Source organism: Kitasatospora sp. NPDC059648 (genome assembly GCF_042734825.1).
Taxonomy (GTDB): Bacteria; Actinomycetota; Actinomycetes; order Streptomycetales; family Streptomycetaceae; genus Kitasatospora.
Genome location: NZ_JBHWDU010000030.1, coordinates 52,626 through 75,846, shown reverse-complemented (window position 1 = coordinate 75,846; position 23,221 = coordinate 52,626). Strand labels below are relative to the sequence as shown.

Here is a 23,221-nt window from a genome sequence, read left to right as displayed (position 1 = left end):
ATGGACACCCCTCCCCCGCCGGGCCCCGGCCACGACCCCGACCGTCCCCACCTGCCTGCTCCCCCGGGGTGGGAGAACCCCGCGATGCGGGCCGACCGGCGCCTGGTGGAACTGCTGCAGGAACTGCGGGTGCTGCAGACCGGCGTGCAGATCGTCTTCGCGTTCCTGCTCGGCGTCGCCTTCACCCCGCGCTTCGCCGAACTCTCCGACGCCCAGCAGGACATCTACGTCGCCACCCTGCTGCTGACCGTCATCGCCGCCGCCGTCCTGGCCACCCCCGTCGCCCTGCACCGCGGCCTGTTCCACCACCCCGGCAAGGCCCGCATCGTCGAGGTCTCCGCCCGCGTCGCCCAGTGGGGCCTGCTGCTGCTCGCCACCGCCCTGACCGGCGCCGTCCTCCTGGTCCTGGACGTCGTCCTCGGCGCGCCGGCGGCCCTCGCGATCAGCACCGCCCTCGCCCTGATCTTCGCCGCCCTCTGGTTCGTCCTGCCCTGGGCCCTGCGCCGCGCCGCCCGCGACAGGCCCTGAACGCACCCGCCCCCGGCTCCTGCCGACCTCAAGCCCGCTTCGACCGCAGCCTCCGACCTCGGCGACGGGATGAGCACGGTCGCCGTGGCCCGGCTCACCGTCCAGATCGCACCGCCGGGCCCGAGCGGACCGCTCGTCGGCGCTGCTGCGCTGCGTGCCGGTGGCCTGGGCGGCGGGGGTGCTGCACCCGGTGCTGTACGTCGCGTCGCTGGCCGGGTCCTCGGTGCCGCACACCTGGGGCAGCGCAGGCCGCTACGCCCTGCTCTCCCAACTGGTGCCCCCGCGGCAGCGGCTGGCCGCGAAGGCGCTGGTCCGCGCCAGTGGCTCCCCGGACGGGTGATCTCCCCCGGTTAATGTGACCGTATGCACACCGACCACCGCCCCTGGGACGTCCTGCTGATCGGCGGCGCCTCCGGCGTCGGCAAGAGCCGCGCCGCCGCCCACCTCGCCCCCGCGCACGGCGCGTTCACGGTGGAGTTCGACGACGTCGTCGCCGCCCTGCAGGCCGCCACCACCCCGGCCACCCACCCCGGTCTGCACCACTTCACCGCCGCCCCGGCCCAGGACCTGGACACCGAGCGGGTGCTGGAACTGCAGATCGCCACCGCCCACGCCCTGGACGAGGCCCTGCTCGGCGTCGTGCGCAACCGCCTGAGCGTCGACGTGCCCGCCATCGTCGAGGGCGACTACCTCACCCCCCACGCCGCCGCCCGCGCCGCCGCCGAGGCCGCCGCCCACGGCCGGCGCCTTCGCGCGGTCTTCCTCCACGAGGGCGACGCGGCCCGCATCAGCGCCAACTACGCCCGGCGCGAACCGCAGGGCGGCGTGCAGGGCGAGCGCGCCGCCGTCAGCGCCCGCTACTCCCACTGGCTCGCCGCCCGGGCCCGCGCCCACCGCCTGCCGGTGGTCGACTGCCTGCCCTACGACACCCTGCCGCAGCGCCTGGCCGCTGCCTGGGGCTGAACCGCCGCACCGGCACCTCCGGAAGGGCACCTCCGGCACCGGCGGGCCGCACGGCCGTACCGGCCGCTGCGGCACGGGCGCGTCCCCGGTGTCCGAGACCAGCCCGGTGCCCAGGTCGCTTCGCACCGCCGGCCGGGTCGTCCGGCGCCCGCGGCCGGCGCCGAGCCGGGGCCCCAGGTCAGGGTGGCGGTGGCCGCCCCGGTGCCGGCCATGGGTCCCTGCGTCCGGGCCCGTACGGCCACCGGCCGCCTTTCGGACCGATTCGTCCGTCCGCAGGGCACGACGGGCCCGGGCCGGCGCGGGTTCCGGGTACAAAGGGCCCGACAGGCGGTGCGCCCAGGCGGGTCGGACGGGAGACGAGCGGTGCTGATCGTGGTGAGCGGCGGTCCGGGCAGCGGCAAGACGACGCTGGCGCACGCACTCGCCGACGCCGTCGGCTGCCCCGCGGTGTGCCGCGACGAGGTCAAGGAGGGCCTGCTGCACGCCGGCACCCGCTGCCCCGCGCCCGACGAGGCGGTGCGCGACGCCTTCTTCGAGGTACTGGGCGTGCTGGTGCGCGCCGGGGTGAGCGTGGTCGCCGAGGCCGCCTACCAGGACCGGCTCTGGCGCCCCGGCCTGGAGCCGCTGGCGGCCCGCACCGACGTGCGGGTGGTGCACTGCCGGGTGGCTCCCGTCCTGGCCCGGCGCCGCATCGCCGAACGCCTGGCCACCGGCCGCCACCGCGCCGCCCACGGCGACCGCGCCCTGCTCGCCGCCCCGCCCGGCGCGGGCAACCTGCTGGACGACTTCACCCCGCTGACCGTGGCGGGCGCGCCGCGCCTGTGCGTGGACACCACCGACGGCTACGACCCCCCGCTGGCGGACATCGCCGCCTTCGCCCGCCGCTGACCGCCGCTGACCGCCGCTGACCGCCGCTGACCGCCCAAGAACCCGGTCGCGGCGTGCCACGCCGGCGTGCGACGATCCCGGCATGCAGGTGATCACCGACGGCATCACCCCGGTCCCGCGGTTCGTGATGGTCGACGACCTCGGGCCGGACTTCGGCTACTTCTGCGAACTGACCGAGCCGCTGTTCCTCGCGCCGGGCGACCGCATTCTGTTCGACGGCATGCGCACGGTCCTCACCGTGACCCGCACCGACGGCACGGCCTTCTCCCCCACCGGCCGCTGGGGCGTGCGCTGCGGCGACGGCCCGCGGATCTGACCCGGACGCCGCGCGGTACGGCGCGGTGCGGCGGTGTCAGGCGGTGTGCCGCCCACTCCGCGCCGTCCCAGTCGTAGCCCGGCGCACAACGGGCACGGCGGCTGCACCCCAGTAGTCGGGGTCCGGGACAGGCGCCGGGGTCGGGGAAGACCGGGGTGTCCTCGGGGCGCCGCAGGGCAGGCTGTCGGGGGCGCGCAGGCCCGCGAGGACTGCGGCGGCCGGGCCGGCGGCCGAGGTCCTGCCGTGCGGGTGGTGCTGCGGCCGGTGCCGGTGGCGTCCTCCCAGCGGCGTCAGTGGCCGCCGGTAAGGCGGTGGTCGTAGTCGGCGCGCGCGGCCAGGACGTGGGGCATATGGGTTTCCGCCCAGGTCTTGATCGAGCGCACCAGCGGCAGCAGGTCGTGGCCCAGCGGGGTGAGGGCGTAGTCGACGCGGGCGGGGACGGTGGGGGTGACGGTGCGGTGCAGCAGGCCGTCGCGTTCCAGGGCGCGCAGGGTCTGGGTGAGCATCTTCTCGCTGACCCCGGCCAGGCGCCGGCGCAGGTCGCTGTAGCGCTGGGGTCCGTCGGCGAGGGCGTTGACGACGAGGGTGACCCACTTGTCGCCGATGCGGTCGAGGAGTTGACGGGCCGGGCACTGGGCGAGGTAGGCGTCGTAGCCGGCCCGTTCGGCGGCGCGGCGCTGGGCGGCGGTCATGGTGGGCATCGGCCCGCTCCTCTCCTTGGGGTCGGTTGCGCACCTCGGGGTGCGTACTTCCCGTGGGAGAGCAACTCTCTCTAGGTTGGCCGGTGTTGGCAAGGGTTGCCGTTGGCGAAGGAGTGGGGTGCGATGCGCGCGGTGGTGGTGCGGGACTTCGGCGGGCCCGGGGCGCTGGAGCTGGTGGAGGTCAAGCGGCCGGTGGCGGGCCCGGGGCGGGTGCGGGTGCGGGTGGAGGCGGCGGGGGTGAACCCGGTGGACGCCCTGACCCGCTCGGGTGCGCTGGCCGAGGCGGGGCTGATGGGCCGGCGGGAGGTGACGGGCATCGGCTGGGACGTGGCCGGGGTGGTGGACGCCGTCGGGCCGGGAGTGGAGGGGTTCGCGCCGGGGCAGCGGGTGGTCGGGCTGCGGGATCGCCTGGACGTGGACCTGGGCGGGTACGCGGAGTTCGTGGTGCTGGACGCGCAGGCGCTGGCTCCGGCCCCGGCCGGGGTGGGCTCCGTGCAGGCGGCGACGCTGCCGCTGAACGGCCTGACCGCGCTGCAGGCCCTGGACCTGTTGGAGCTGCCCGCCGGTGCCACCGTGCTGGTGACGGGCGCGGCGGGGGCGGTGGGCGGTTTCGCGGTCGAGCTGGCGGCGCTGCGCGGACTGCGGGTGGTGGCGCTGGCCGCCGAGGAGGACGAGGAACTGGTACGGGCGCTGGGCGCGCGCTGGTTCGTGCCGCGCACGGTGCCCGATGTGGCGGCGGCCGTGAGGGAGTTGGTGCCCGGCGGGGTGGACGGTGCGGTGGACGCGGCCCGGCTGGGGGTGGCGGCGCTCGGTGCGGTGCGCGGGCGCGGGGCGTTCGCGGCGCTGGCGGGCGGCAGCGAGCCGGTGGGCCTGCGCGGCATCCGGGTGGTGAACGTGTGGGTGGCTGCGGACGGGGCGGCGCTGGCGCGGCTGTCGGCGCTGGCGGCGGACGGGCGGCTGACCCTGCGCGTGGCCGCCACGGCGCCGCTTCAGGACGCGGCGCGGGCGCACGAGCGGCTGGCGCGGGGCGGGTTGCGGGGGCGGCTGGTGCTGGTGCCCTGACCGGCCGCCCGCCCCGCACGGACGCGCCGCCCGGGGGCCGTCGTGTTCAGCGGGCCGACACCGCCCCGCGCAGGCGCTTCTTGTCCGGCTTGCCGGCGGACGCCAGCGGGATGGCTGCGGCTGATCCCGTCGTACCGGCAGGTCAGCGAGACGTTCCCCCGGTGACCTCCTCGGCGTGTCGCAGGACCGCCAGGCGTCGCCGGGTCTGGCGGTCCTGCTGCTGTTACGGCGAAAAGGGCATGGCATGACTCCGTCGTAGTCGGAGATCCATGTGTCACCAGCGTCCGGCAGTTCCGTACCCAGCCCGCGGTGCTGCCGGGCGGCCGGTGGGAGGCGACGACGACGTCCGCAATGGCCGGCCGGCGGCGACTGTGAAAAATCGCTGTCCGATCACCGGAGCACGGTGATAGACATCCGGCGTGGAAAAGAATCTTGAGTTCCCTGACCTGCTGCGACTGATCGATGAGCGGTCGACCGCCTTCCGCTCCGCGGTCGCCGCCGCGCCCAGTCTCGACGCGCAGGTGCCGACCTGCCCCGAGTGGACGCTGTTCGATCTGGTGAAGCACCTGGGTGGGGGAGACCGTTTCTGGGCCGCCATCGTCGGCGCGGGGCCTGCCGACGGTCCCCCGGCCGAGGCCGCCGCTGCGCGCGCCGCTCTGGAAGTGCCGCGGGAGCGTGAGGCCCTGCTGGCCTGGCTGGCCGCGTCGACGCAGCTTTTGCTGAACGCCCTGCGCGAGGCAGGACCGGAGAGCGGTTGCTGGGCGTGGTGGAGTGGCCTGCAGACGCCGCGGACCTCCGGCGGGGTCGCCCGGCACCGGGCCCAGGAGAGCGCGGTGCACACGTACGACGCCCAGCTCGCCGGGGGCGCCCCGCAGCCGCTGCCGGTCGAGGTGGCCCTCGACGGTGTGGAGGAGTTCCTGTTCACCTGCGTCGCGACGCGCAGCGCCTGGCCGCACAAGCCCACGACCTTCGACTTCCACGCCGCCGAGGGGCGCTCCTGGCGCCTCACGGTCGACGGCGACGGCGCACGCTCCACCCGCATCCCCGCGCCCACTGCCGCGACCGGTGAGGACGCGGACGCAGCCGGCGCCTCCGTCCACGGCACGGCCAGTGAGTTGGTCCTCTATTTCTACGACCGTATTCCGGCCGAATCTCTGCATGTTGACGGAGACTCAGGGCTGCTCGACCTGCTCCGCGCCTGGGAGCCGGAGCACTAGGACGTAGCGGGGGGCGGTTGGCCGCGCTCGCAGCACGTCCGCCGGGCGGGGCGTCCTTCGACAGCGCCGTCCGGCACCACGGGAAGAGCCGAATCCGTCGGGTCACGCCACCGGCGTCCCGCCGTCCGAGGCGGTCGGCCAAAGGGCGGTGCCGTTGCCTCCGGCCCGCCGAACCCGTTGGTCACGGCCGTGTTCGGCCGCTGGCACGGCTCGAAGAAGCCCGAGTCCTCCCGCAGCACGGCGACCGCAGCGACCGCCTGAAGCAACGGCGTTGCCGGGGTCGGGCACCGGGATGCGCGCCGCGATGCTCCGCCTCGCGTTCGCGGAGCTGCGGGCGACGCTGGCCGACCCACCGGAGCAACACCGGCCCGGACCTCTCGGTGCTCCTGCCTGCGGACGAGCTGGGCGCCAGGCCGGGAGGCACCTGCCCGTCAACGGGCACGGGAAGTCGGGCCGGCCGGCATCCTCTGTGCGGACGTGGGGCGGGGCGGCGGGAGTGACGGCCCCCACCGGGGTCACGGGGTGAGGGCGTGGGGCAGGGTGGTGAGGCGGTGGAGGACGTGGATGCCGTCGGCGACGGGGGCGTTGGTGGCGGCGCGGTCGAGCCAGAAGGCGTGGAGGCCGGCGTCGCGGGCGCCTTCGGCGTCGAGGGTGTACTTGTCGCCGACGTAGGCGACCTCGTGCGGGGGCAGGCCCAGGGCGGCGCAGCCGGCGCGGAAGATGCTGGGGGCGGGTTTGGCTTCGCCGTGCTGCTCGGAGCAGACGATGGCGTCGCCGAAGTGGTCGAGCAGACCGATGGTGCGCAGTTTGCGGCGCTGGTGGTCGGTGTCGGAGTTGGAGACGATGCCGAGCCGGTAGTGGGGGGCGAGCCGGTGCAGGGTGGGCCCGGCGTCGGGGAAGGCGGCCCAGGCGGCGTCGCGGTGGGCGGCGTAGCCGGCGAACCAGGCGGCGGCCTGGTCGTCGCTGAGGTCTTCGGCGCCGTGGTGGCCGAGCCGGGCGAGGAACTGGCGGGTGCGTTCGTGCTGCTGGCCGCGGAAGGTGAGCTGCCCGGCGAGGTAGCGGGCGTACTGGTGCTCCATGACGTCGCGCCACAGGGTGAGTGCCGCCTGTGGGGAGGACAGGCGCTTCAGGAGGCCGAGGTCCCGCAGGTGGGCGAGGATGCCCGCTTCCTCCGCGTGCGTGTAGTCGAACAGGGTGTCGTCGACGTCGAAGAGCACGCCCCTGATCGGCATGGACCGTCCTTTCCGTTCCCGTGTCGCCGCGCCGTGCCGCGCCGCGGTAGGAACCTTACGCGTCGCTGTCGCGGGCGCCGCGGGCGAGGCGGTCGGCGAGGGCGGTGACGAGGCCGCGCAGTTCGTCGGGGCGCTCGATGGTGAAGGGTCGGTCGAGTGCGGCGAGCACCGGGGGCAGCCAGTCGAGGTGTTGTGCCCGTAGTTCGACGCGCAGCCAGCGCTGCTGCCCGGGTGCCCCGCCGGCCGGAGGTGGGCCGGGTTCGGTTTCCGTCAGCTCGGCGACGGTGGCGGGCAGGTGGGCGCGGATGTGTTCGGGTGCGGCGTGGATGCGCAGGGTCACGCGGTGGCGGTAGTCGGCGGTGGCGAAGCCGGTGAGCAGGCGCTGGGCGGGGTCGGGGGCGGCGGGGCCGACGGGTTCCTGGAAGGTGCCGGGCAGGATCCGGGCGTCGGTGACGCGGTCGAGGCGGAAGGTGCGGTCCTCACCGAGGCGGGTGTCCGTGCCGGTGAGGTACCAGCGGTCCGCGTGGTTGACGATCCCGTGGGGGTGCAGGGTGCGTTCGCTGGGGCGGTTGTCGCGGTCCGTGTAGCGGATGGCGAGGGGGCGGCGGTGGCGCGCCGCGTCGGCGGCGGTGAGCAGCACGTCGGCGTCGGGGGTGCCGCTCTCGGCCGTGCCGTTGGGTCCGGGCGGGCGGGTGTGGGCGAGGGTGTCCTGGAGGGCGTCGAGGCGGCGGGCGGTGGGGCGGGGCAGGACCCGGCGGATCTTCGCGGTGGCCGTCTCGTTGGCGGTGCGCTGGGCGGCGGTCAGGGGGGTGCGGCGGGCGGCAAGCAGGCCGAGCAGCACGGCCAGTGCCTCGTCGTCGCCGAGCATGAGCGGGGGCAGGCGGTAGCCGGGGGCGAGGCGGTAGCCGCCGTAGCGGCCGCGCACCGTTTCCACGGGCACGTCCAGCTCGATCAGGTGGTTCACGTAGCGGCGCACGGTGCGTCCCTCGACGCCGAGGCGTTCGGCGAGTTCGGCCACGGTGCGGGTGCCGCCGGACTGCAGCAGTTCCAGGAGGGTCAGCACGCGGGCGGTGGGTCGGGGCACCCGGGAAACCTACCGCGAATAGGGGACCGGTTCTGTCCGGTATCGCTCGTAGCCTGCGGAGCGCAAGGTTTCAGCACGCACGGCCAGGGAGATTCCATGGACTTCGTCTCGATCCGCATCATCACCGGCGACGTGGCCCGCCTCGTCGGATTCTACGAGCGGGCGACGGGGGTGGGGGCGGTGTGGGCCACCGAGGACTTCGCCGAGTTCAGGACCGCAAGGGCGACGCTGGCGGTCGCCTCCACCCGCACGGTCGCGCTGTTCGCTCCGGGCAGCGCGGGCGCGGCGGACAACCGCAGTGTGATCACCGAGTTCCTGGTCGACGACGTGGACCGGGTGTACGAGGACCTGACCGGCGCCGGTGCCGTCGATGTCGATGTCGTCGCGGGGCCCGCCACGATGCCCTGGGGCAACCGCTCGCTGCTGGTGCGCGACCCCGACGGCAACCTCGTCAACTTCTTCGCACCCGTCACCGCGGAGGCGGAGGCGCGGCTGGCCCGCTGACCCGGCCGGGGTGTGCCGGTGCACCGGTGCACGGTGCGCTGTGTCGATGTCGGCGGCGGCGGGCTGGGGCAGCCGCTCGGCCACGATCCGTACACGGTCCGAGCGCTGCCCCCGACCACCTGGCCCCCGCCCCGCCCGGCCCGACAGCACGCCCGGGACGCCGACGGGCGCGCGTCAGGCCCCCAGGACCTCGCCGACCAGCGCACGGGCCTCCTGCTGCACCCGTGCCAGGTGGTCGGCCCCCAGGAACGACTCGGCGTAGATCTTGTACACGTCCTCGGTACCCGAGGGCCGCGCGGCGAACCAGGCGTTGTCGGTACACACCTTCAAGCCGCCGATGGCCGCCCCGTTGCCGGGCGCGTGGGAGAGCACCGCGGTGATCTTCTCCCCCGCCAGTTCCCCGGCCGTGACCTGCTCGGGCGACAACCGGGCCAGGCGGGCCTTCTGCTCACGGTCGGCGGGCGCGTCCACCCGGGCGTAGGCGGGCGCACCGTGACGCTCGGTCAGTTCCCGGTAGCGTGCGCTGGGGCTGGCGCCGGTCACGGCGGTGATCTCAGAGGCGAGCAGCGCCAGCAGGATGCCGTCCTTGTCGGTGCTCCACACCCCGCCGTCACGGCGCAGGAAGGAAGCGCCTGCGCTCTCCTCGCCGCCGAAGGCGATCGAGCCCTCCAGCAGGCCCTCGACGAACCACTTGAAACCGACCGGAACCTCCACCAGCGTGCGGCGCAGGTCGGCGGCGACACGGTCCAGCATCGAGGAGGACACCAAGGTCTTGCCCACCGCCGCGTCCCCCGGCCAGTCGACACGGTGACGGAAGAGGTAGTCGACGGCCACAGCCAGATAGTGGTTGGGGTTCATCAGACCGCCGTCGGGAGTGACGATGCCGTGCCGGTCGGCGTCCGCGTCATTGCCCGTCGCGATGGCGTACTCGTCCTTGCGGCCGATGAGGGAGGCCATCGCCGCCGGCGAGGAGCAGTCCATGCGGATCTTGCCGTCCCAATCCAGCGTCATGAACCGCCAGGTCGGATCGGTGACCGGGTTGACGACCGTCAGGTCCAGCCGGTGCACCTCGGCGATGCGCCCCCAGTAGGCCACCGACGCCCCGCCCAGCGGGTCCGCGCCGATACGCAGCCCCGCGGCCCGCACCGCCTCCAGGTCCACCACCGAGGGCAGGTCCTGCACATAGGTACCGAGGAAGTCGTAGCGCCCGGTGGTGGCCGCCGCCAAGGCCCGCGCGTACGCGACCCTCCTGACCCCGCGCAGGCCCTCACGGATCAGCTCGTTCGCACGGTCCTGGATCCAACCCGTGGCCTCGGAGCCGGCCGGCCCCCCGCTGGGCGGATTGTACTTGAACCCCCCGTCACGAGGCGGATTGTGCGAAGGCGTCACCACGATCCCGTCCGCCAGCGCCCGCGGACTGCGCCGGTTGTGAGCCAGGATCGCGTGGGAGACCGCCGGCGTCGGGGTATAGCCGTCCGCCGCGTCGATCAGCACCTGCACACCGTTGGCGGCCAGCACCTCCAACGCGGTCGCCTTCGCCGGCTCCGACAACGCGTGGGTATCCGCCCCCAGGAACAGCGGACCCTCCACCCCCTGCCCCGCCCGGTACTCACAGATCGCCTGCGTCGTCGCCGCGATGTGATCCTCGTTGAACGCGATGTCCAGCGAAGAACCCCGGTGCCCGGACGTCCCGAACGCCACCCGCTGCCCCACCTCCTGGGGATCCGGACGCAACGTGTAGTACGCCGTCACCAACCGTGCCACATCCACCAGATCACCGGCCTGCGCCGGCTGCCCGGCCCGTGCGTGTACCATCCGTCCACTCCCGCCGAAATTCCGACAACCCGAAACCCGCGTCACGTCCACGCCCCGCCCCCACCGATCGTAGCCAGAACCGACCACCCCCGAACCGAGCCACCCCCCACCCACGACAGACACAGCCAACCCCACCCGAACAGACAAACCACGTCCAACCCGAACAAGCAGGCCGCTGACGTCCGACCCGAGCGGGCAGGCAGGCGGCGTCCGGCCCGAACAAGGCGGGCCGCAGGCATCCGGCCCGGGCGGGCTGCTCGCATTCGGCAGAGGCGGGCGGGCCGCTGCCGTTCAACCCGAACAGGCGAACCGCTGACGTCCGGCCCGCCCCGGGCCGCTCGCGTCCGGCAGGAACGGGCGAGCGGCCGCTGATCCGGCTCAGGCGGGCAGCTGCTGGCGGTGGGCCTCCAGAACGGGCGCGGTGACGGTGGCCAGGAACTCCGTCACCCGGTACTCCGTCAGGCCCAGCCGGACGAACGGGTCGGTGGCCACCAGCTCCTCGATCCGGGCCCGGTCCTCCCCCACGGCCAGGATCACGCCGCCGTCGCGCGGCACCTTGCGCCCCGAAGCCAGGAACGTCCCCGCCTCGTAGTGGTCGTTGAGCCACCGCACGTGCTGCGGCAGCACCTCGTCGATCCGCTCCAGCGGGGCGGTGTAGGTCAGCTCCAGAATGAACATGGCGTCAGGCTAGCCCGGCAGGGCGCGGCAAGGCCCACCAGGTCGCCGGTGCCGCAGCGGTGTAGCCCAGCGACTCGTACAGCGGCCGCCCGAGCCTGGAGGCGGTCAGGGTCGCCGGCAAGGCCGCCACATCGGCGAGGGAGGCCAGCATGACGGCCCGACCGGCGCCACGCGAACGCAGGTCCGGGCAGGTACCGACCCAGTAGTGGCTCACGAAGCCCTCGTGCACGAGCCTGACACAGGCCCCCGCAGCCACACCCTCGTGCCGGGCGAGGAACACGCTGGCACCGGGCTGGTCGACCAGTGCCGCGGGGAACAGCTCGCCGGGGCGGTGGGGCTCGAACGCGGCCAGCTCGAAGCCCGCGATGACGATCCGCTCGGCCTGCTGGAGGTCCTCGGGCCGCCGCGCTCGGATCACTTCCAGGGCCGGTTCGCCCACGGGCGCGGGCGGGCGCAGCATGACGGGCATCTGCAAGCTGCGCATGCCCAGGTGGCCCAGGTCGGTGGCGCTGTACGGGTCCTCGGCGTTGACGGGGCCCACGGCCCGGCGGGCGAGCCCGCTCAGCTCGGCCAGCTCGTCCGGGCCGAGGTCGGGCTCCTGGATCAGGATCCGCAGGCCGGCGCGCTCGTCGCCGTCGACCGCGACGAAGCCGCGGCGCCGGATCACCTCGTGCCCGCGGCTTCGGCCGGTGGCACTCCAGAAGGCGGCGGAGTTACGGGCCTGGCGCATCGGCGCATCGGCGAGGGCCTCGGCCGAGGGAGCCGGAACGCGGACGGGGGCAGAGCCGGGAGCTGGGGCTGGGGCGGCGGGGGCCTGAGCGGTGCGGGCGGGTCGGTCGGTCGCGGTGGATCCCGTTGTCATGGTGCCCACGGTAGTGCGCAACTGACCGATCGAAGGGGCCAATTCCCCGCGGTCCCACTGGGCCACCGGCGGGCCGCGTCGCCGTCCGAAGCAGCGGCGGCGACGAAGCACCAGCGTGGCCGATGGCCGTGGCCGCGGGGTGCGGCGGGCTTACCGCGTGCCGGGCCGGGAGGGTGCCGACCCCAATCCTGCCAGGTCAGGCAAGGGTTCCGGTAGGACGCAGCCCACCCTTTTTGCGCCTTGCCGCGCCCCGTGCGCACGCCGCACACTCGTGCAACACCCCACTGCCCCTTTCGCGGCCCACGCGCCGCCGCCCGCTCGCCGGGCGGCCGGCGTGCGGTGCGTCGTGCCCCGGCGCCGCGACGGGGGGGTGGGCGTACGGGAGCGACGACCAAGGGGGAAAAGGCGGATGAACGTGCACACGGACCTGGTGCTGAAGGCGCGGGTACGGCTGATGAGCCACAACGAGCGGATCCTGGGCGGCGAGGAGGGGCTGTGGGTCTACCGGATCCTGTTCGCGGTCAGCCCCCGCGCCCACGCCTACAAACTGGCCTACGTCCTGCGGGAGCTGAGCGAGACCAGCCCGCGGGTGGCCCGCCTGCCCGAGGCACGGCGGGCGCTGCTGGAGCAGGCGCGGGCCGCCAGTGCCCGAATCCCGGCCGACGCGCCCGCCTACCAGCGCCGGATGTGGGAGCACTCCGTGGCGCAGCTGCGGGAGATCGAGCGCCGGCTCGGGCAAGCGCCGCGGTAGGCGGCGCGGTAGGCGGCGGCGCACCGGTTGCGGTACAACGATCACTGTTTGACGACTGATCGGAGAAAAGCTGGTATGAGCAGGTCAGGACTGTCCCGCCGTTCCCTGATCGCCGGCGCCGGCGCCGCCGCCGCCGTCGTCGGGTGGAACACCGCCGCCCGCGCCTGGGCCACCGCGCCGCAGCCGGGCATCGCCGAACTGCCCGCGCTGGACGGGTCGGTGACGCTGGAGGGCGAGGGCCTGGAACGGTTCTCCTCCGATTTCGGGCACCTGGTCAGCGCGGCCCCGCGGGCGGTGCTGCGGCCCGCCTCGGTGCGGGACGTGCAGCGGGTCGTCGACTTCGCCCGGCGCCACCGCATCCCGGTGGCCGTCAACGGGCAGAGCGGGGACGTGGCGGCGGTGGGGCGGACGGGGCTGGAGTCGCACTCCAGCTACGGCCAGGCCAACGCGCGCGGCGGCATCGCCGTCGACGCCCGCGGCCTGGACCAGGTGGTGTCGATACGCCCCGGCCAGGCCGTGGTCGAGGCCGGCGCGACCTGGGCACAGCTGACCGACGCCGCGCTGGCGCAGGGCTGGATGCCGCCGGTGCTGACGGACTACCTGCACCTGTCGGTGGGCGGGACGCTGAGCGTGGGCGGGATCGGCGGGGCGGTGCAGCACCACGGCCTGCAGACGGACACGGTGCGCGAGTTGGAGGTGGTGACCGGCACCGGCGAACTGGTGACGGCCTCGCGCGAACGGAACCGGGCGCTGTTCGAGGCGGTGCTGGCCGGCGGCGGGCAGGCGGGGATCATCGTGCGGGCGACGCTGGCCCTGGTGCCGGCACCCGAGCGCTCCACCGTCTTCACCCTGGCCTACGACGACCTGGACGCCTACCTCGCCGACCAGCACAAGGTACTGGCCGACGGCCGCTTCGACCTGCAGGTCGGCAACGTGGTGCGCAGCGCGGACGGGCAGCGGTGGCGGTACACGGCGGAGCTGGTGGCCTACGGGCAGGCCGGACGCCCGGTGGAACGCGAGAAGCTGCTCGCGGGGCTGAGCCCGGTCGCGGACGGGACGTCGGTGGTGGAACAGAGCTGGCGCGAGTACGCGTTCCGGGTGGACGCGTTCGCCGGCTACCTGCGGTCGGCGGGGCTGTGGGGGCTGCCCAAGCCGTGGCTGAGCCTGTTCCTGCCGGCCTCCACGGCAGGGGTGTTCATGCGGGAGGCGGCCACGTCGCTGACGGCCGCGGACCTGGGCGCGGGGCTGCTGCTGTTCTACCCGTACGCGCGCGAGCGGATACACACCCCGCTGGCGGTACTGCCACAGGAGCAAGTGGGCTGGCACTTCGACCTGCTGGCCTTCCCCGCTCCCGACGCCGACATCGCCGGGATGCTGGATCGCAACCGGCGCCTGTACGAGCGGGCCGTGGAACTGGGCGGCAAGCGGTACCTCATCGGAGCCGTACCCGGGATGACGACCGCGCACTGGCAACGCCACTACGGCGCCCTGTGGAAGCAGGTACAGGCCGCCAAACAGCGCTTCGACCCGGCGGGAATCCTCACCCCCGGGCAGGGCATCCACGAACAGGCGTAACGGTCGCGGCACGAACCGGAGACGGCCCACGAACACACGCCGACCCGCAGCCGCACCGCGACCACGAGGGCCGCTCCCCCTACAGACCGGGGGGCGGCGCCCCCGTCAGGTGTAGAGGGCGGCGCTGCGGCGGGCCGCGTCGGCGAGGCGGGCGCGGAGTTCGGGCGGGTGGAGGACCTCGGCCTCCGGGCCGAGGCGCAGGAGTTCGAAGTAACCGATGTCCCAGGTCTCGAACGGCAGGGTCACCGTGACCCAGCCGTCGGTGTCCGCGGGGCCCGCGGTGGCCAGGGCGTCGGTGGCGGCGACCGGCTCCAGCAGGACGGGCAGGCTGCGCACGGCGAGCGGACTCAGGCGCACGAGGGCGCGTTCGCGCAGCATGCCGCGGGTGAACTCCCGGGCGGCGGTGGTCCAGTAGTCGGCCAGATCGAAGTCCGGGTCACGGTCGAAGCGTTCGTCGCCGGCCTCGGCGGTCTCGAAGCGGTCGACGCGGTAAGTGGCGATGCGCCCACCGGGGCCACGAGCCGCGACATACCACTGGCCGGCCTTCAGAACCAGACCGTACGGCTCCAGCCGACGCCTGCGGATGCCATCACGAGCCGCGTAACAGGCGTCAAGGACACGGTCCTCCCACACCGCACGGGACACCTCCGCGAGCAGTGGCGGGGGCTGGGAATCGCGAAACCAGGCCGGTGCGTCAAGGTGGAAACGCCGGGCCGCGATCGCAGGAGCGTCACCCAGCGCGGCGGCGACCTTCAGCCGGGCCGCGAGGGCGTGTGCGGCCAGGCCCATGTCGCGCAGCGGGCCGGGGAGGGCGGCCAGGTGCAGGACTTCGGCCTCGGCGCGTTCGAGGCCGGTCAGGCGGGTGCGGTAGCCGTCGACGAGCCGGTAGCCGCCGCCGCGCCCGCGTTCGGCGTACACCGGCACTCCGGCTTCGAGCAGGGCGGCGATGTCGCGCTGCACGGTGCGCTCGGAGACCTCCAGTTCGGCCGCGAGCTGCGCGGCGGTCATGGTGTGCCGGGTCTGCAGGAGCAGCAGCAGCGCGATGACCCGGCTCGCCCGCACCCCGACCCCTCCTCGCTCGCTGTCCCCTGTACGGCCCTCACGCCATTGTCGCCGCTCCCGCAGCCGCGCCGCACGCGCCGGTGTCCCGCGTCCCGGCGACGACGGCGCTGCGCGTGTGAAGCGTCGTGTCGTGCGGCGCGTCGAGCAGGGTGGGCGGCCTGCCGGACGCCGCGGGAGTGCGGGTAGATGCGGGCCCGGGACGCGTTCGTCGAGGACGACGTGAACGTCTAGGACGACGAGGCAGGGTTCGTACGGTCCGCCGTTGCGGCGAGTTGGGCGGGGTCGGGGGCGAAGGCGGCCATCCAGTGCGGGTGCAGCCGGTAGTAGACGACGTCGTTGTCCCAGTCGAAGGCGTCGTGGCCGTAGAAGCCGCGGAAGTGGGCGAGGAGTTCGGGCCAGTCAGCAGCCGCCTGGCCTCGGTGGGGGTTGAGGGTCTCCACCGTGCCGTGGGTGAACACGCCCAGGTCCTCCCCGCGCAGGTGGGCGGCGCTGACGGCGGGCCGGGCGGCGAGGTGGCGGGCCTTGGCGGATGAGCGGGCGGTGCCGAAGTGCCACTTGCCGTGCAGGAAGTGGCCGTCCACACCGCTGATGCGCGGCTCGCCCGTGGCGGTGACGGTGGACAGGGCGAGGGTGCACATGCCGGTGAGTACGCGGGTGAGCTGGTCGGCGGTGAGGGTGCGCTCGCTGTTGATGATGGAGCGCAGGTGGGCGGTGGAGCGGGAGAGTGAGGCGTCCAGGAGGGCCTGGAGGCGGTGGAGCTCGTCGGGTGTTTCGCGCATGGGGCTGGGGTCCTTGCCTCGTCGGTCGTCCCGGCCGGCGCCGTGGCGGCGCCGGCTGGTGAGCCCACTGTCCGCCCCGGACCCGACATCTGCTGTCGTGTTTCCGGGTTCCCGCGGATTTCTCAGCGGGTCAGGCGGCCCAGCAGGGCGGAGGCCGCGGCGATGCCGGCGAGGCTGGCGGCGGCCAGGAGGCGAAGTCCAGCGGCAGGTGGGAGGGGGTGCCGATCAGCAGGCCGCGCAGCGCGGACCTGGTAGCTGAGCGGGTCGACCTTGCTGACGGCCTGCAGCCAGCCCGGCACCAGGCCCAGGGGGTAGCGGGCGCTGGAGCCGAAGAACAGCGGCGCCGACGACCAGGTCGAAGTCCTCGGTGTCGGGGGCCGGGCGGGCGGGCGGCGGGTGATTGATGTTGCGGAGGTGTTGCGGCGGGCGTGGCCGGAGGTCTTCCCGTAGTAGCGTCGGGCAGGAAGTCGCGCACGGTGCGCGGCCGTTGACGAGGAGTGCTGCGGGACGGGGGCCGGGCTCAGGAAAGGGGTGGTGGGTGTGGGACGAGCACGCGTGACGGCGCGGGTGATCGTGCACCCCGGTGTGGAGGACGTGAGCGTCCAGCAGGTACTGGAGGCCCTGGCCGACCCGGCAAGGCGCTCGGTGGTGCGCACCCTCGCACACGCGGGTGCCGACCTGAGCTGCGGCTCCTTCGACCTGCCGGTCGGACGCTCCACCTCCAGCCACCACTTCTCGGTGCTTCGCGCGGCCGGGGTGCTGCGCCAGTACTACGTGGGCACCACGAAGATGAACACACTGCGCGCCGAGGAACTGGAGCAGCGCTTCCCGGGCCTGCTGTCGGCGGTGGTGGCCGCCGCCGACGCCGAAGCCCGGGACACGCCCTGACCGCAGCCGGTGATCGGTCAACCGGCGGCCGGTCGCTGATCGGCCGGCCGCCGGTCGGCCGGTGATCGGCCGGTCGACGGTCGGCCGGTGATCGGCCGGTCGACGGTCAGCCGGTGACGGTCACGACGATCTTGCCGACCTGGGCGCCGGCCTCCAGGTAGCGGTGGGCCTCGACGATGCTCTCCAGGCCCTCGAAGACGCGGTCGACGGCGGGGGTGAACGTGCCGTCGGCCAGGCCCGCGGTGATGAACGCGTGCGCGCGGCGAAGCCGTTGGGCGTCGCGGCTGACCTCGTGGACGGTGTAGAAGCGGCTGCTGAGGGGAGCGAAGGTGTCCTGGCCGGGCATGGGCGTGTCGCGCATGTCCAGGCGCCCGTAGACGATCAGGTGCCCGCCGGGGGCCAGGGTGCGGGCCAGGGTGTTGACGCCGGGGCCGGCGACGGCGTCGAAGACGGTGCGCACCCCTTCACCCTGGGTGATGTCGTGGACGCGGGCGGGCAGGTCCTCCTCGCCGGTGACGATCACATGGGCGGCGCCGGCGTCCAGGAGCTGGGCCGTCTTGGCGCGGGTGCGGGTGGTGGCGACGGGCACGGCGCCGATGCGCCGCGCGATGCGGATCGCGGCCAGGCCCACGCTGGAGGCCGCGGCGGTCAGCAGCACGTGGTCGCCCGGGCGCAGGTGGCCGTCCTCGGCGAGGGCGCCGTAGGCGGTCAGGTAGGGCATCCAGGTGGCGGCGCCCTGGACCGCGCTGAGGCGGGCCGGGCGGTGGACGACGGCACGGGCCGGGACGAGGGCGTGGGTGGCGTAGACGCCGTAGTCGTTCTGGTCGAACGCGGGGACGGAGTCGACGGCATCGCCGACACGGAAGCCGGTGACCCCCTCGCCGACGGCGTCCACGGTGCCCGCGGCCTCGAAGCCGGGGGTGGCGGGCAGTCGCGGCTGTTCCAGATAGGTACCGGCCCGGTAGAGTGCCTCGGCGCGGTTGAGACCCAGCGCCTGCACCCTGATACGCAGTTCACCCGGACCGGGCCGGGGCAGGGGCGTCTCCCGGACAGCGAGGACCTCCGGTGCGCCGGTGACAGCGAAGACGACTTTCCTGGGCATGACGGACTCTCCCCTTCTTCGGCGGCGGGCCGGCACACGGTCCGGCCATTCCACCCAAGCCGGGAGTGGCCCCCCTGTCAAATTTCTATGAACGTCGAACATGGGCTTCGGCCCGTGGCCGCAGGAGAGTTGAGATGCCGTCACCCGCGGTCCGCAGGACCAGGCGGAGCGGGGGGCGAAGGCGTGCGGAGGTCTGGGGCGGGGCCGGGGTGCGCGGGGCCGGTGCGGGGGCGGCGCGTAGGGTGGTCGTCCGTGATCGATGACGACGGCCAGGGGTGGGCCGGCACACGCCGGTGGGTCCGGAGTGCGCTCGCGCCAGGTGAGCGGATCGTGGGAGTGCGCGAGCTCAAGGGCGGCTGGACATCGCGGATGCGCCGGCTGGACATCGCGCCCGCCAACAGCAACGACAACAACGACAACGGCGGCGGCGGTGAGGGCTACGCCCTGGTGCTGCGGTCGTTCGTCAAACCGTTCTACCGCCGCCACGCCCCGGGCCTGCTGGCCCGCGAGGCCGGCGTGCTGCGCCTGCTGGAGTCCGGGAGCATCCCGGCAGCCCGGCTACGGGCGGTGGACGCGGCCGGCGAGCACTGCGAGCACCCGTCGCTGGTGATGACCCACCTGCCCGGCAGCGTGCGGGTGCGCGAGGACGGCGACGTGGCGCGCCGCACCGTCCTGCTGGCCAGGCAGCTGGCGGCCGTGCACGCCGTCGCGGTACCCGAACAGGAGCGTCCACGCACCTGGCAGGCATGGACCTCCCCCGAACGCGTGCAGATCCCCGCCACCACCAAGCGCCCACTGCTGTGGCACCGGGCGGTGGAAGCGATCGACCGCGACGCACCCCCGCACCGGGCCTGCTTCCTTCACCGCGACTACCACCCCGGCAACGTACTGTTCACCGGAAACGGCGAACACCTGGCAGTCAGCGGCGTCGTCGACTGGGTCGAAACCTCCTGGGGCCCCGCCGACCTGGACGTCGCCCACTGCGCCACAACGCTGGCCCTGCTCCACGGCGTACCCGCCGGCATGGCCTTCCCCGACGCCTACGAACAAGCCGGAGGTACCCTGGCCGCCGGCGAGGAGCACCTCTACTGGCGACTGCTGGACGCCCTGGCCTTCGCCCCCGACGCAGAGAAAGTCGCCACGCCCTGGCGCGAACTGGGCCGCACCGACCTCGGCACACCTGTACTGACCGGACGTCTTGAGGACTACCTCCAGGCCCTGTTCGACCGCTACGCATAACCAACACGGGGGCGAGGGCGGGAGAGGCATCCCCGCTTCCGCTCCGTACGGTCCGTCACGGCCCTCGGGGTGCGCGGACGGCGACGGAGATCGCGGACGAGGCGCACGCCGAGGCCACCGGCAACGAGGCGGGCACCGCCACCGGCACACCCTGGCCACAGCCCGGCTGCCCGTTTCCGGAACGCACCCGGTGTCGGCTCAAGTCCAGGTCCGAGCTGAGGCCCAGATCCAGCCTCAGGTCCGGTCCGGATCCGTGCCGGGGCTCAGGACCCGAGTCCCGGAACCCGGGTCCCGGGAGCCGGTGCCCCGGAGCGTTGCGGCGACGGCGGATCACGACGCATGGCTGCCGCCCCGCACGCCGGAGCAGGGCGCGTCGCTACGCGGCGCGCTGCGCCACCGGGCCGCGTACCTCCAGCACGACGGCGGTGGCCGCCACCGGCCGCCCCTCGTGCATGGTGATCACCTGCCCCGGCCGCAGGTGGCACCAGCGCGCCGCCTCCAGCGGCGCCAGGCGCACCACAGCCCGCTCCCCCGGCCCCAGCTGCGGTACGCCCTCCACCCACAGCCGGGCCACGTCCAGGACCGGCCGCCCGTCGCCGTCCCGGTGCCCGAGGTCCCACAGCGGACGCAGCACCCCGGCCCCCGCGAACGGCAGCGTGCGCGGGCCCTGCCCGGCCGGCGGCAGCGTCAGCTCGGCGCGCACCGTGCCGTGGCGCGCCTCGAAGGCCCGCCAGCGGCACCAGGCGGCGCTGCGCTCCAGGCGCAGCCGTCCGGCGGCCTCGGCGAGGTCCTCCCAGGCCCGGGCGGTCGGCGGCGCGGGCGGGCAGGCGAGCTCTTCCATCAGGGTGAGCGCCGTCTCCCACTCGTCGCGCACCAGGTGCTCCCACACGTCGTCGAGCGCCAGGGCACCGTCGGTGGCGTGCGGTACGGAAGTCAGCAGATGGGCGGCTTGCAGCAGTTCGGGCACGTTCACGGCCCTGATTGTCCCCTGCTCGGCATCTCCTGCCCCGCGCCGGGCCCCCAGGCGCGACAGCGCCTCTCCGGGCAGCGGGCAGCACTGCCACAGCCGTACGTCCTGCGTCCTCCAGTGCTCGTCGCCGCCGCGACCACGGGCCCGGACGGCCCGCTACGGCCGAGGGAGCACTCGGCACGGCACGAACGGCAGGAGCGCTCGCTCCCCCGCCCACCTCTTCCTGTGCCGGGCAGGTGCCGGGTGTTGATCGGCGCGGGCCGGGCTCCGTACCCTCGCCGGATGAGGCACGACGACCTTCCGACACTCGAACTCGCCTTTCCCGGACCGCAACGCGACCAGGGCGTGGCGGCGATCCTGAGCGGCGACAAGACCGCGCTCACGGGCCTGCTGGAGATCTACGAGCACGCCCGCGAGGCGCTGCCGAGGGTCGGCCAGGTGTTCGCGGTGCTCGATTCCGCGGGCCGCACGGCCGTCACGATCGAACTCCTCCAGGTGCGCGTCGTCCCCATGAAGGAGATCGACGACGACTTCGCGCGCGCCGAGGGACGCGGCTACGCCGACGCGGCACAGTGGCGCACCGCCCACGAGGAGTTCTTCCGCAGCGAGGGGGTCAGCGCCTTCCTCGGCCACACACCGGCCATCGACGCCGACACCCTCGTCGTCGCCCAGCGCTTCCGCGTCTCCTCCCCCGCCACCACCAACCACGCCCAATCCCAGAGCTGCTGACGCCCCGATACCCCAGCCGTCGGCAGAGCGCACTCCGCACGCTCCAGCGCGGGAAGTCGGCGCCGCCGACTTCCCGCTCCCTCACCACCAGGCGGGCTGCCCCCGGCAGCGGCGCAGCAGCCGGCGTGGAGCCGGTGCAGGGCAGCCAGGTCGCGGACCCGGGCCGCGGGCAGCTTCGGGGAGGTGTCTGAAGTCGAAGTCCTCCAAGGTGGCCTGCTGCTCGACCCGCCTGACCTGCCTCGGATATCGGCACCGCGTGCACCTGTGCCGGTCACCGTCCCCATGAGGACTCGCGGCCGCAAGGGCGGGAACAACGCCGGCATGAAGCCGCAGCGTGCGGGGATGTTGCGCGATCGCCGGCTGTCGGGGCACCGTGGCGGGGCCCCGCAGCGCTACGGGCCCAGGCACAACGGGCGCTGGGTGCGGGGCGGCGGGAAATGCGGGTGCGGGGTCGGGGCGGCGGGTGGTACGAAGCCGAGCATGGACGACCTGGTCACCGAACGCCTCATCCTCCACCCGCTGACCCCGCGCCAGGCCCGGCGCATCCTGGCCGGCACGCCCGGGCCCGAAGGGTGGTGGGCGCCCGGTTACCCCGCCGACGGGGATCTCGCAGGGGCCCGCCGCTACCTGCAGGTGTGCGCGCACGACGGCGACCCTCAGCCCTTCGGCGCCTACGAGATCCGCCTGCGCGAGGACGGCCGGGCCATCGGCGGCGCCGGCTTCCACGCCGCCCCCGGCCCGGACGGCACCGCCACCGTCGGCTACGGGCTGATACCCGCGGCACGGGGCCACGGCTACGCCACCGAGGCGCTGCGCGCCCTGCTGGAGCTGGCCCGAACCCACGGAGCGGCACGCGTGGTCGGCGACACCGACCTGGACAACACCGCCTCCCAGCGCGTCATGGCCGCCGCCGGCATGCGTCCGGCCGGACGCGACGCGCACCTGGCCTACTACGAGAGCACCTGGCCCCCACCCCCGGCGGGAGGAACGGGGACGGGGACCGGGCCGGGGAACGAGTCCGGGCGTGAGGCGGGGACGGGGGACGGCACGGGGGTGGCGAGCACCCAGGCCGGATAGTGGCGCGCGATGCGCTCGTGCTGGGCACGGAGCCAGGGCACGTCGAAGGCGGTGGCGTTCCACCAGATCGCCAACGCGCCGCCCGGGCACAGGACACGCAGCGCCCCGGGCACCGAACGGCCGGTATCGGTCCACGGCCACGACTGCGCGTACGTGAGGAGTTCCCGCGACGGGTGCGGTGCCGTTCCCCGGTCACCGGCAGTGGGTGCCGCCCGGCGGGCAGTAGGATCGGCGGCGTTGTCACCCGTACACCGCTGCTAGGAGACTTTTCATGGCTCAGGTCACCCTGAAGGGAAACCCCGTCGAGATCGGCGGCACGCTGCCGACCGCGGGCAGCCAGGCCCCGGCCTTCACGCTGGTCGGCGAGGGCCTCACCGACACCTCCCTCAAGGACTTCGCCGGACAGCGCAAGGTCCTGAACATCTTCCCGAGCATCGACACCCCCACCTGCGCCACCTCGGTACGCACCTTCAACGCCAAGGCCAGCGCACTGGAGAACACCGTCGTGCTGTGCATCTCCGCGGACCTGCCGTTCGCCCAGGCCCGCTTCTGCGGCGCCGAGGGCCTGGACAACGTCAAGACCCTGTCCACCCTGCGCGGACGCGACTTCCACAACGCCTACGGCGTCTCGATCGACAACGGCCCCCTCGCCGGCCTGACCGCCCGCGCCGTCATCGTCCTCGACGAGAACGACACCGTCCTGCACACCGAGCTCGTCGCCGAGATCGCCGACGAACCGAACTACGACGCCGCCCTCGCCGCCCTGAACTGACTCCACCCCACACCCGGTCCCCCCGGCCCACCCCGGCCCCACCGGTGCGCAGCGGGCCCACACCTCCACCCACCACGGCCCAGCCGCTCGCCGGCCCGGCCGCCCGGCGGGACAGCGGGACGGCGGGACAGCGGGACGGCGGGACAGCGGGACAGCGACGGCCCGGAGCCGCTGCTTCGGGCCGCCGCCGGGGCGCACGTGGCACTCGCCGGGTGCGCTTCAACGTCCTGCGCGCGCTGCTGTGCACGGCCGCGCCGGGCTGCCTGCCCTGGGCGCTGGTCCTCGACGGGCAGAGCTGACGGCCCGGCAGGGGGGGGGGCCCGCCGCACCCGGGCGCCCCCCCAGCCCGGCCCCCCCCATAGCCCCCCCCCGCCCCCGTGCCCCCCCGCCGGCCGGGCGCCGACGGTGGCCCGTGGCTTATAAAAAA

Annotated in this window: 25 protein-coding genes and 2 pseudogenes; 15 read left to right on the top strand and 12 right to left on the bottom strand. The window is 74.3% G+C overall.

Going from position 1 to position 23,221, the window contains the following annotated elements:
- From ACFV1W_RS19760 to ACFV1W_RS19740, 5 genes are all read left to right on the top strand, one after another.
- Window positions 1–528: a DUF6328 family protein gene (locus tag ACFV1W_RS19760; RefSeq protein ID WP_380418188.1), complete on the top strand. Its 528-nt coding sequence runs from the start codon at window positions 1–3 to the stop codon at window positions 526–528.
- 154 nt (window positions 529–682) lie between these two features.
- Window positions 683–868, top strand: a complete 186-nt coding sequence (locus tag ACFV1W_RS19755) for a hypothetical protein (RefSeq protein ID WP_380418186.1) — start codon at window positions 683–685, stop codon at window positions 866–868.
- Window positions 869–891: 23 nt separating this feature from the next.
- Window positions 892–1,491 (top strand): AAA family ATPase, encoded by a 600-nt coding sequence (locus ACFV1W_RS19750; RefSeq protein ID WP_380418184.1) that lies wholly within the window; start codon window positions 892–894, stop codon window positions 1,489–1,491.
- 363 nt (window positions 1,492–1,854) lie between these two features.
- Window positions 1,855–2,379, top strand: a complete 525-nt coding sequence (locus ACFV1W_RS19745) for an AAA family ATPase (RefSeq protein ID WP_380418182.1) — start codon at window positions 1,855–1,857, stop codon at window positions 2,377–2,379.
- 82 nt (window positions 2,380–2,461) lie between these two features.
- Window positions 2,462–2,695 (top strand): hypothetical protein, encoded by a 234-nt coding sequence (locus tag ACFV1W_RS19740; protein ID WP_380418180.1) that lies wholly within the window; start codon window positions 2,462–2,464, stop codon window positions 2,693–2,695.
- Between the two features lie 290 nt (window positions 2,696–2,985).
- On the opposite strand, the gene ACFV1W_RS19735 is transcribed toward ACFV1W_RS19740, so the two are convergent.
- Complete coding sequence (locus ACFV1W_RS19735) at window positions 2,986–3,396, bottom strand: winged helix-turn-helix transcriptional regulator (RefSeq protein WP_380418178.1); 411 nt, start codon at window positions 3,394–3,396, stop codon at window positions 2,986–2,988.
- A gap of 123 nt (window positions 3,397–3,519) precedes the next feature.
- Here ACFV1W_RS19735 and ACFV1W_RS19730 point away from each other — a divergent pair, with 123 nt between their 5' ends.
- Together ACFV1W_RS19730 and ACFV1W_RS19725 are read left to right on the top strand one after the other, a co-directional pair.
- A complete protein-coding gene (locus tag ACFV1W_RS19730; protein WP_380418176.1) occupies window positions 3,520–4,458 on the top strand; it encodes an NADP-dependent oxidoreductase in 939 nt (312 codons plus the stop codon).
- A 419-nt stretch (window positions 4,459–4,877) separates the two neighbouring features.
- Window positions 4,878–5,675: a maleylpyruvate isomerase family mycothiol-dependent enzyme gene (locus ACFV1W_RS19725; RefSeq protein WP_380418174.1), complete on the top strand. Its 798-nt coding sequence runs from the start codon at window positions 4,878–4,880 to the stop codon at window positions 5,673–5,675.
- Between the two features lie 515 nt (window positions 5,676–6,190).
- On the opposite strand, the gene ACFV1W_RS19720 is transcribed toward ACFV1W_RS19725, so the two are convergent.
- Window positions 6,191–6,907, bottom strand: a complete 717-nt coding sequence (locus ACFV1W_RS19720; protein WP_380418172.1) for an HAD family hydrolase — start codon at window positions 6,905–6,907, stop codon at window positions 6,191–6,193.
- A 55-nt stretch (window positions 6,908–6,962) separates the two neighbouring features.
- A complete protein-coding gene (locus ACFV1W_RS19715) occupies window positions 6,963–7,991 on the bottom strand; it encodes a helix-turn-helix transcriptional regulator (RefSeq protein WP_380418170.1) in 1,029 nt (342 codons plus the stop codon).
- 96 nt (window positions 7,992–8,087) lie between these two features.
- Between ACFV1W_RS19715 and ACFV1W_RS19710 the strand changes: the two genes are divergently transcribed.
- Window positions 8,088–8,495, top strand: a complete 408-nt coding sequence (locus tag ACFV1W_RS19710) for a VOC family protein (protein ID WP_380418168.1) — start codon at window positions 8,088–8,090, stop codon at window positions 8,493–8,495.
- A 174-nt stretch (window positions 8,496–8,669) separates the two neighbouring features.
- Here ACFV1W_RS19710 and pgm read toward each other — a convergent pair whose 3' ends face one another.
- From pgm to ACFV1W_RS19695, 3 genes are all read right to left on the bottom strand, one after another.
- The gene (gene pgm, locus ACFV1W_RS19705) at window positions 8,670–10,310 is read right to left on the bottom strand and encodes a phosphoglucomutase (alpha-D-glucose-1,6-bisphosphate-dependent) (protein WP_380418215.1); all 1,641 of its coding nucleotides are present in this window, start codon (window positions 10,308–10,310) and stop codon (window positions 8,670–8,672) included.
- A gap of 378 nt (window positions 10,311–10,688) precedes the next feature.
- A complete protein-coding gene (locus ACFV1W_RS19700; protein ID WP_380418166.1) occupies window positions 10,689–10,988 on the bottom strand; it encodes a YciI family protein in 300 nt (99 codons plus the stop codon).
- Between the two features lie 4 nt (window positions 10,989–10,992).
- Entirely contained in the window at window positions 10,993–11,850 is an 858-nt protein-coding gene (locus ACFV1W_RS19695) for a GNAT family N-acetyltransferase (RefSeq protein ID WP_380418164.1), read from the bottom strand.
- A 409-nt stretch (window positions 11,851–12,259) separates the two neighbouring features.
- On the opposite strand from ACFV1W_RS19695, the gene ACFV1W_RS19690 reads away from it, so the two are divergent.
- Both ACFV1W_RS19690 and ACFV1W_RS19685 read left to right on the top strand, forming a co-directional pair.
- Window positions 12,260–12,601: a hypothetical protein gene (locus ACFV1W_RS19690; RefSeq protein WP_380418162.1), complete on the top strand. Its 342-nt coding sequence runs from the start codon at window positions 12,260–12,262 to the stop codon at window positions 12,599–12,601.
- Window positions 12,602–12,676: 75 nt separating this feature from the next.
- Window positions 12,677–14,176, top strand: coding sequence for an FAD-binding protein (locus ACFV1W_RS19685; protein WP_380418160.1), 1,500 nt, complete (start codon window positions 12,677–12,679; stop codon window positions 14,174–14,176).
- A gap of 105 nt (window positions 14,177–14,281) precedes the next feature.
- Here ACFV1W_RS19685 and ACFV1W_RS19680 read toward each other — a convergent pair whose 3' ends face one another.
- The 3 genes and pseudogenes from ACFV1W_RS19680 to ACFV1W_RS19670 all read right to left on the bottom strand — a co-directional run.
- Entirely contained in the window at window positions 14,282–15,238 is a 957-nt protein-coding gene (locus ACFV1W_RS19680) for a helix-turn-helix transcriptional regulator (protein WP_380418158.1), read from the bottom strand.
- A 227-nt stretch (window positions 15,239–15,465) separates the two neighbouring features.
- Window positions 15,466–16,017 (bottom strand): pyridoxamine 5'-phosphate oxidase family protein, encoded by a 552-nt coding sequence (locus tag ACFV1W_RS19675; protein ID WP_380418156.1) that lies wholly within the window; start codon window positions 16,015–16,017, stop codon window positions 15,466–15,468.
- 122 nt (window positions 16,018–16,139) lie between these two features.
- A pseudogene (locus tag ACFV1W_RS19670) lies at window positions 16,140–16,358 on the bottom strand (multidrug ABC transporter permease); the annotation flags it as partial.
- A 199-nt stretch (window positions 16,359–16,557) separates the two neighbouring features.
- On the opposite strand from ACFV1W_RS19670, the gene ACFV1W_RS19665 reads away from it, so the two are divergent.
- On the top strand, window positions 16,558–16,905 hold the full coding sequence (locus ACFV1W_RS19665) for an ArsR/SmtB family transcription factor (protein ID WP_380418154.1): 348 nt from the start codon (window positions 16,558–16,560) through the stop codon (window positions 16,903–16,905).
- 106 nt (window positions 16,906–17,011) lie between these two features.
- Here ACFV1W_RS19665 and ACFV1W_RS19660 read toward each other — a convergent pair whose 3' ends face one another.
- Window positions 17,012–18,007, bottom strand: a complete 996-nt coding sequence (locus tag ACFV1W_RS19660) for a zinc-dependent alcohol dehydrogenase family protein (protein WP_380418152.1) — start codon at window positions 18,005–18,007, stop codon at window positions 17,012–17,014.
- A gap of 327 nt (window positions 18,008–18,334) precedes the next feature.
- Here ACFV1W_RS19660 and ACFV1W_RS19655 point away from each other — a divergent pair, with 327 nt between their 5' ends.
- Window positions 18,335–19,246: a phosphotransferase family protein gene (locus ACFV1W_RS19655; RefSeq protein ID WP_380418213.1), complete on the top strand. Its 912-nt coding sequence runs from the start codon at window positions 18,335–18,337 to the stop codon at window positions 19,244–19,246.
- 376 nt (window positions 19,247–19,622) lie between these two features.
- Here ACFV1W_RS19655 and ACFV1W_RS19650 read toward each other — a convergent pair whose 3' ends face one another.
- On the bottom strand, window positions 19,623–20,219 hold the full coding sequence (locus tag ACFV1W_RS19650; protein WP_380418150.1) for a hypothetical protein: 597 nt from the start codon (window positions 20,217–20,219) through the stop codon (window positions 19,623–19,625).
- A gap of 279 nt (window positions 20,220–20,498) precedes the next feature.
- On the opposite strand from ACFV1W_RS19650, the gene ACFV1W_RS19645 reads away from it, so the two are divergent.
- The gene (locus ACFV1W_RS19645) at window positions 20,499–20,945 is read left to right on the top strand and encodes an ASCH domain-containing protein (protein WP_380418148.1); all 447 of its coding nucleotides are present in this window, start codon (window positions 20,499–20,501) and stop codon (window positions 20,943–20,945) included.
- A gap of 480 nt (window positions 20,946–21,425) precedes the next feature.
- Window positions 21,426–22,022 (top strand): GNAT family N-acetyltransferase, encoded by a 597-nt coding sequence (locus ACFV1W_RS19640; protein WP_380418146.1) that lies wholly within the window; start codon window positions 21,426–21,428, stop codon window positions 22,020–22,022.
- On the opposite strand, the pseudogene ACFV1W_RS19635 reads toward ACFV1W_RS19640, so the two are convergent.
- Window positions 21,962–22,192, bottom strand: a pseudogene (locus ACFV1W_RS19635) (hypothetical protein); the annotation flags it as partial. The gene ACFV1W_RS19640 and the pseudogene ACFV1W_RS19635 overlap by 61 nt on opposite strands.
- Before the next feature lie 101 nt (window positions 22,193–22,293).
- Here ACFV1W_RS19635 and tpx point away from each other — a divergent pair.
- Entirely contained in the window at window positions 22,294–22,794 is a 501-nt protein-coding gene (tpx, locus tag ACFV1W_RS19630) for a thiol peroxidase (protein ID WP_380418144.1), read from the top strand.
- Window positions 22,795–23,221 lie beyond the last annotated feature (427 nt).

What these genes read in the sequence shown, in the direction of transcription:
- ACFV1W_RS19760 (WP_380418188.1), top strand. Translation starts at nt 1, where the DNA reads ATGGACACCCCTCCCCCGCCGGGCCCCGGCCACGACCCCGACCGTCCC.
- ACFV1W_RS19750 (WP_380418184.1), top strand. Translation starts at nt 892, where the DNA reads ATGCACACCGACCACCGCCCCTGGGACGTCCTGCTGATCGGCGGCGCC.
- ACFV1W_RS19740 (WP_380418180.1), top strand. Translation starts at nt 2,462, where the DNA reads ATGCAGGTGATCACCGACGGCATCACCCCGGTCCCGCGGTTCGTGATG.
- ACFV1W_RS19735 (WP_380418178.1), bottom strand. Translation starts at nt 3,396, where the DNA reads ATGCCCACCATGACCGCCGCCCAGCGCCGCGCCGCCGAACGGGCCGGC.
- ACFV1W_RS19730 (WP_380418176.1), top strand. Translation starts at nt 3,520, where the DNA reads ATGCGCGCGGTGGTGGTGCGGGACTTCGGCGGGCCCGGGGCGCTGGAG.
- ACFV1W_RS19720 (WP_380418172.1), bottom strand. Translation starts at nt 6,907, where the DNA reads ATGCCGATCAGGGGCGTGCTCTTCGACGTCGACGACACCCTGTTCGAC.
- ACFV1W_RS19710 (WP_380418168.1), top strand. Translation starts at nt 8,088, where the DNA reads ATGGACTTCGTCTCGATCCGCATCATCACCGGCGACGTGGCCCGCCTC.
- pgm (WP_380418215.1), bottom strand. Translation starts at nt 10,310, where the DNA reads ATGGTACACGCACGGGCCGGGCAGCCGGCGCAGGCCGGTGATCTGGTG.
- ACFV1W_RS19700 (WP_380418166.1), bottom strand. Translation starts at nt 10,988, where the DNA reads ATGTTCATTCTGGAGCTGACCTACACCGCCCCGCTGGAGCGGATCGAC.
- ACFV1W_RS19695 (WP_380418164.1), bottom strand. Translation starts at nt 11,850, where the DNA reads ATGACAACGGGATCCACCGCGACCGACCGACCCGCCCGCACCGCTCAG.
- ACFV1W_RS19690 (WP_380418162.1), top strand. Translation starts at nt 12,260, where the DNA reads ATGAACGTGCACACGGACCTGGTGCTGAAGGCGCGGGTACGGCTGATG.
- ACFV1W_RS19685 (WP_380418160.1), top strand. Translation starts at nt 12,677, where the DNA reads ATGAGCAGGTCAGGACTGTCCCGCCGTTCCCTGATCGCCGGCGCCGGC.
- ACFV1W_RS19675 (WP_380418156.1), bottom strand. Translation starts at nt 16,017, where the DNA reads ATGCGCGAAACACCCGACGAGCTCCACCGCCTCCAGGCCCTCCTGGAC.
- ACFV1W_RS19660 (WP_380418152.1), bottom strand. Translation starts at nt 18,007, where the DNA reads ATGCCCAGGAAAGTCGTCTTCGCTGTCACCGGCGCACCGGAGGTCCTC.
- ACFV1W_RS19645 (WP_380418148.1), top strand. Translation starts at nt 20,499, where the DNA reads ATGAGGCACGACGACCTTCCGACACTCGAACTCGCCTTTCCCGGACCG.
- ACFV1W_RS19640 (WP_380418146.1), top strand. Translation starts at nt 21,426, where the DNA reads ATGGACGACCTGGTCACCGAACGCCTCATCCTCCACCCGCTGACCCCG.
- tpx (WP_380418144.1), top strand. Translation starts at nt 22,294, where the DNA reads ATGGCTCAGGTCACCCTGAAGGGAAACCCCGTCGAGATCGGCGGCACG.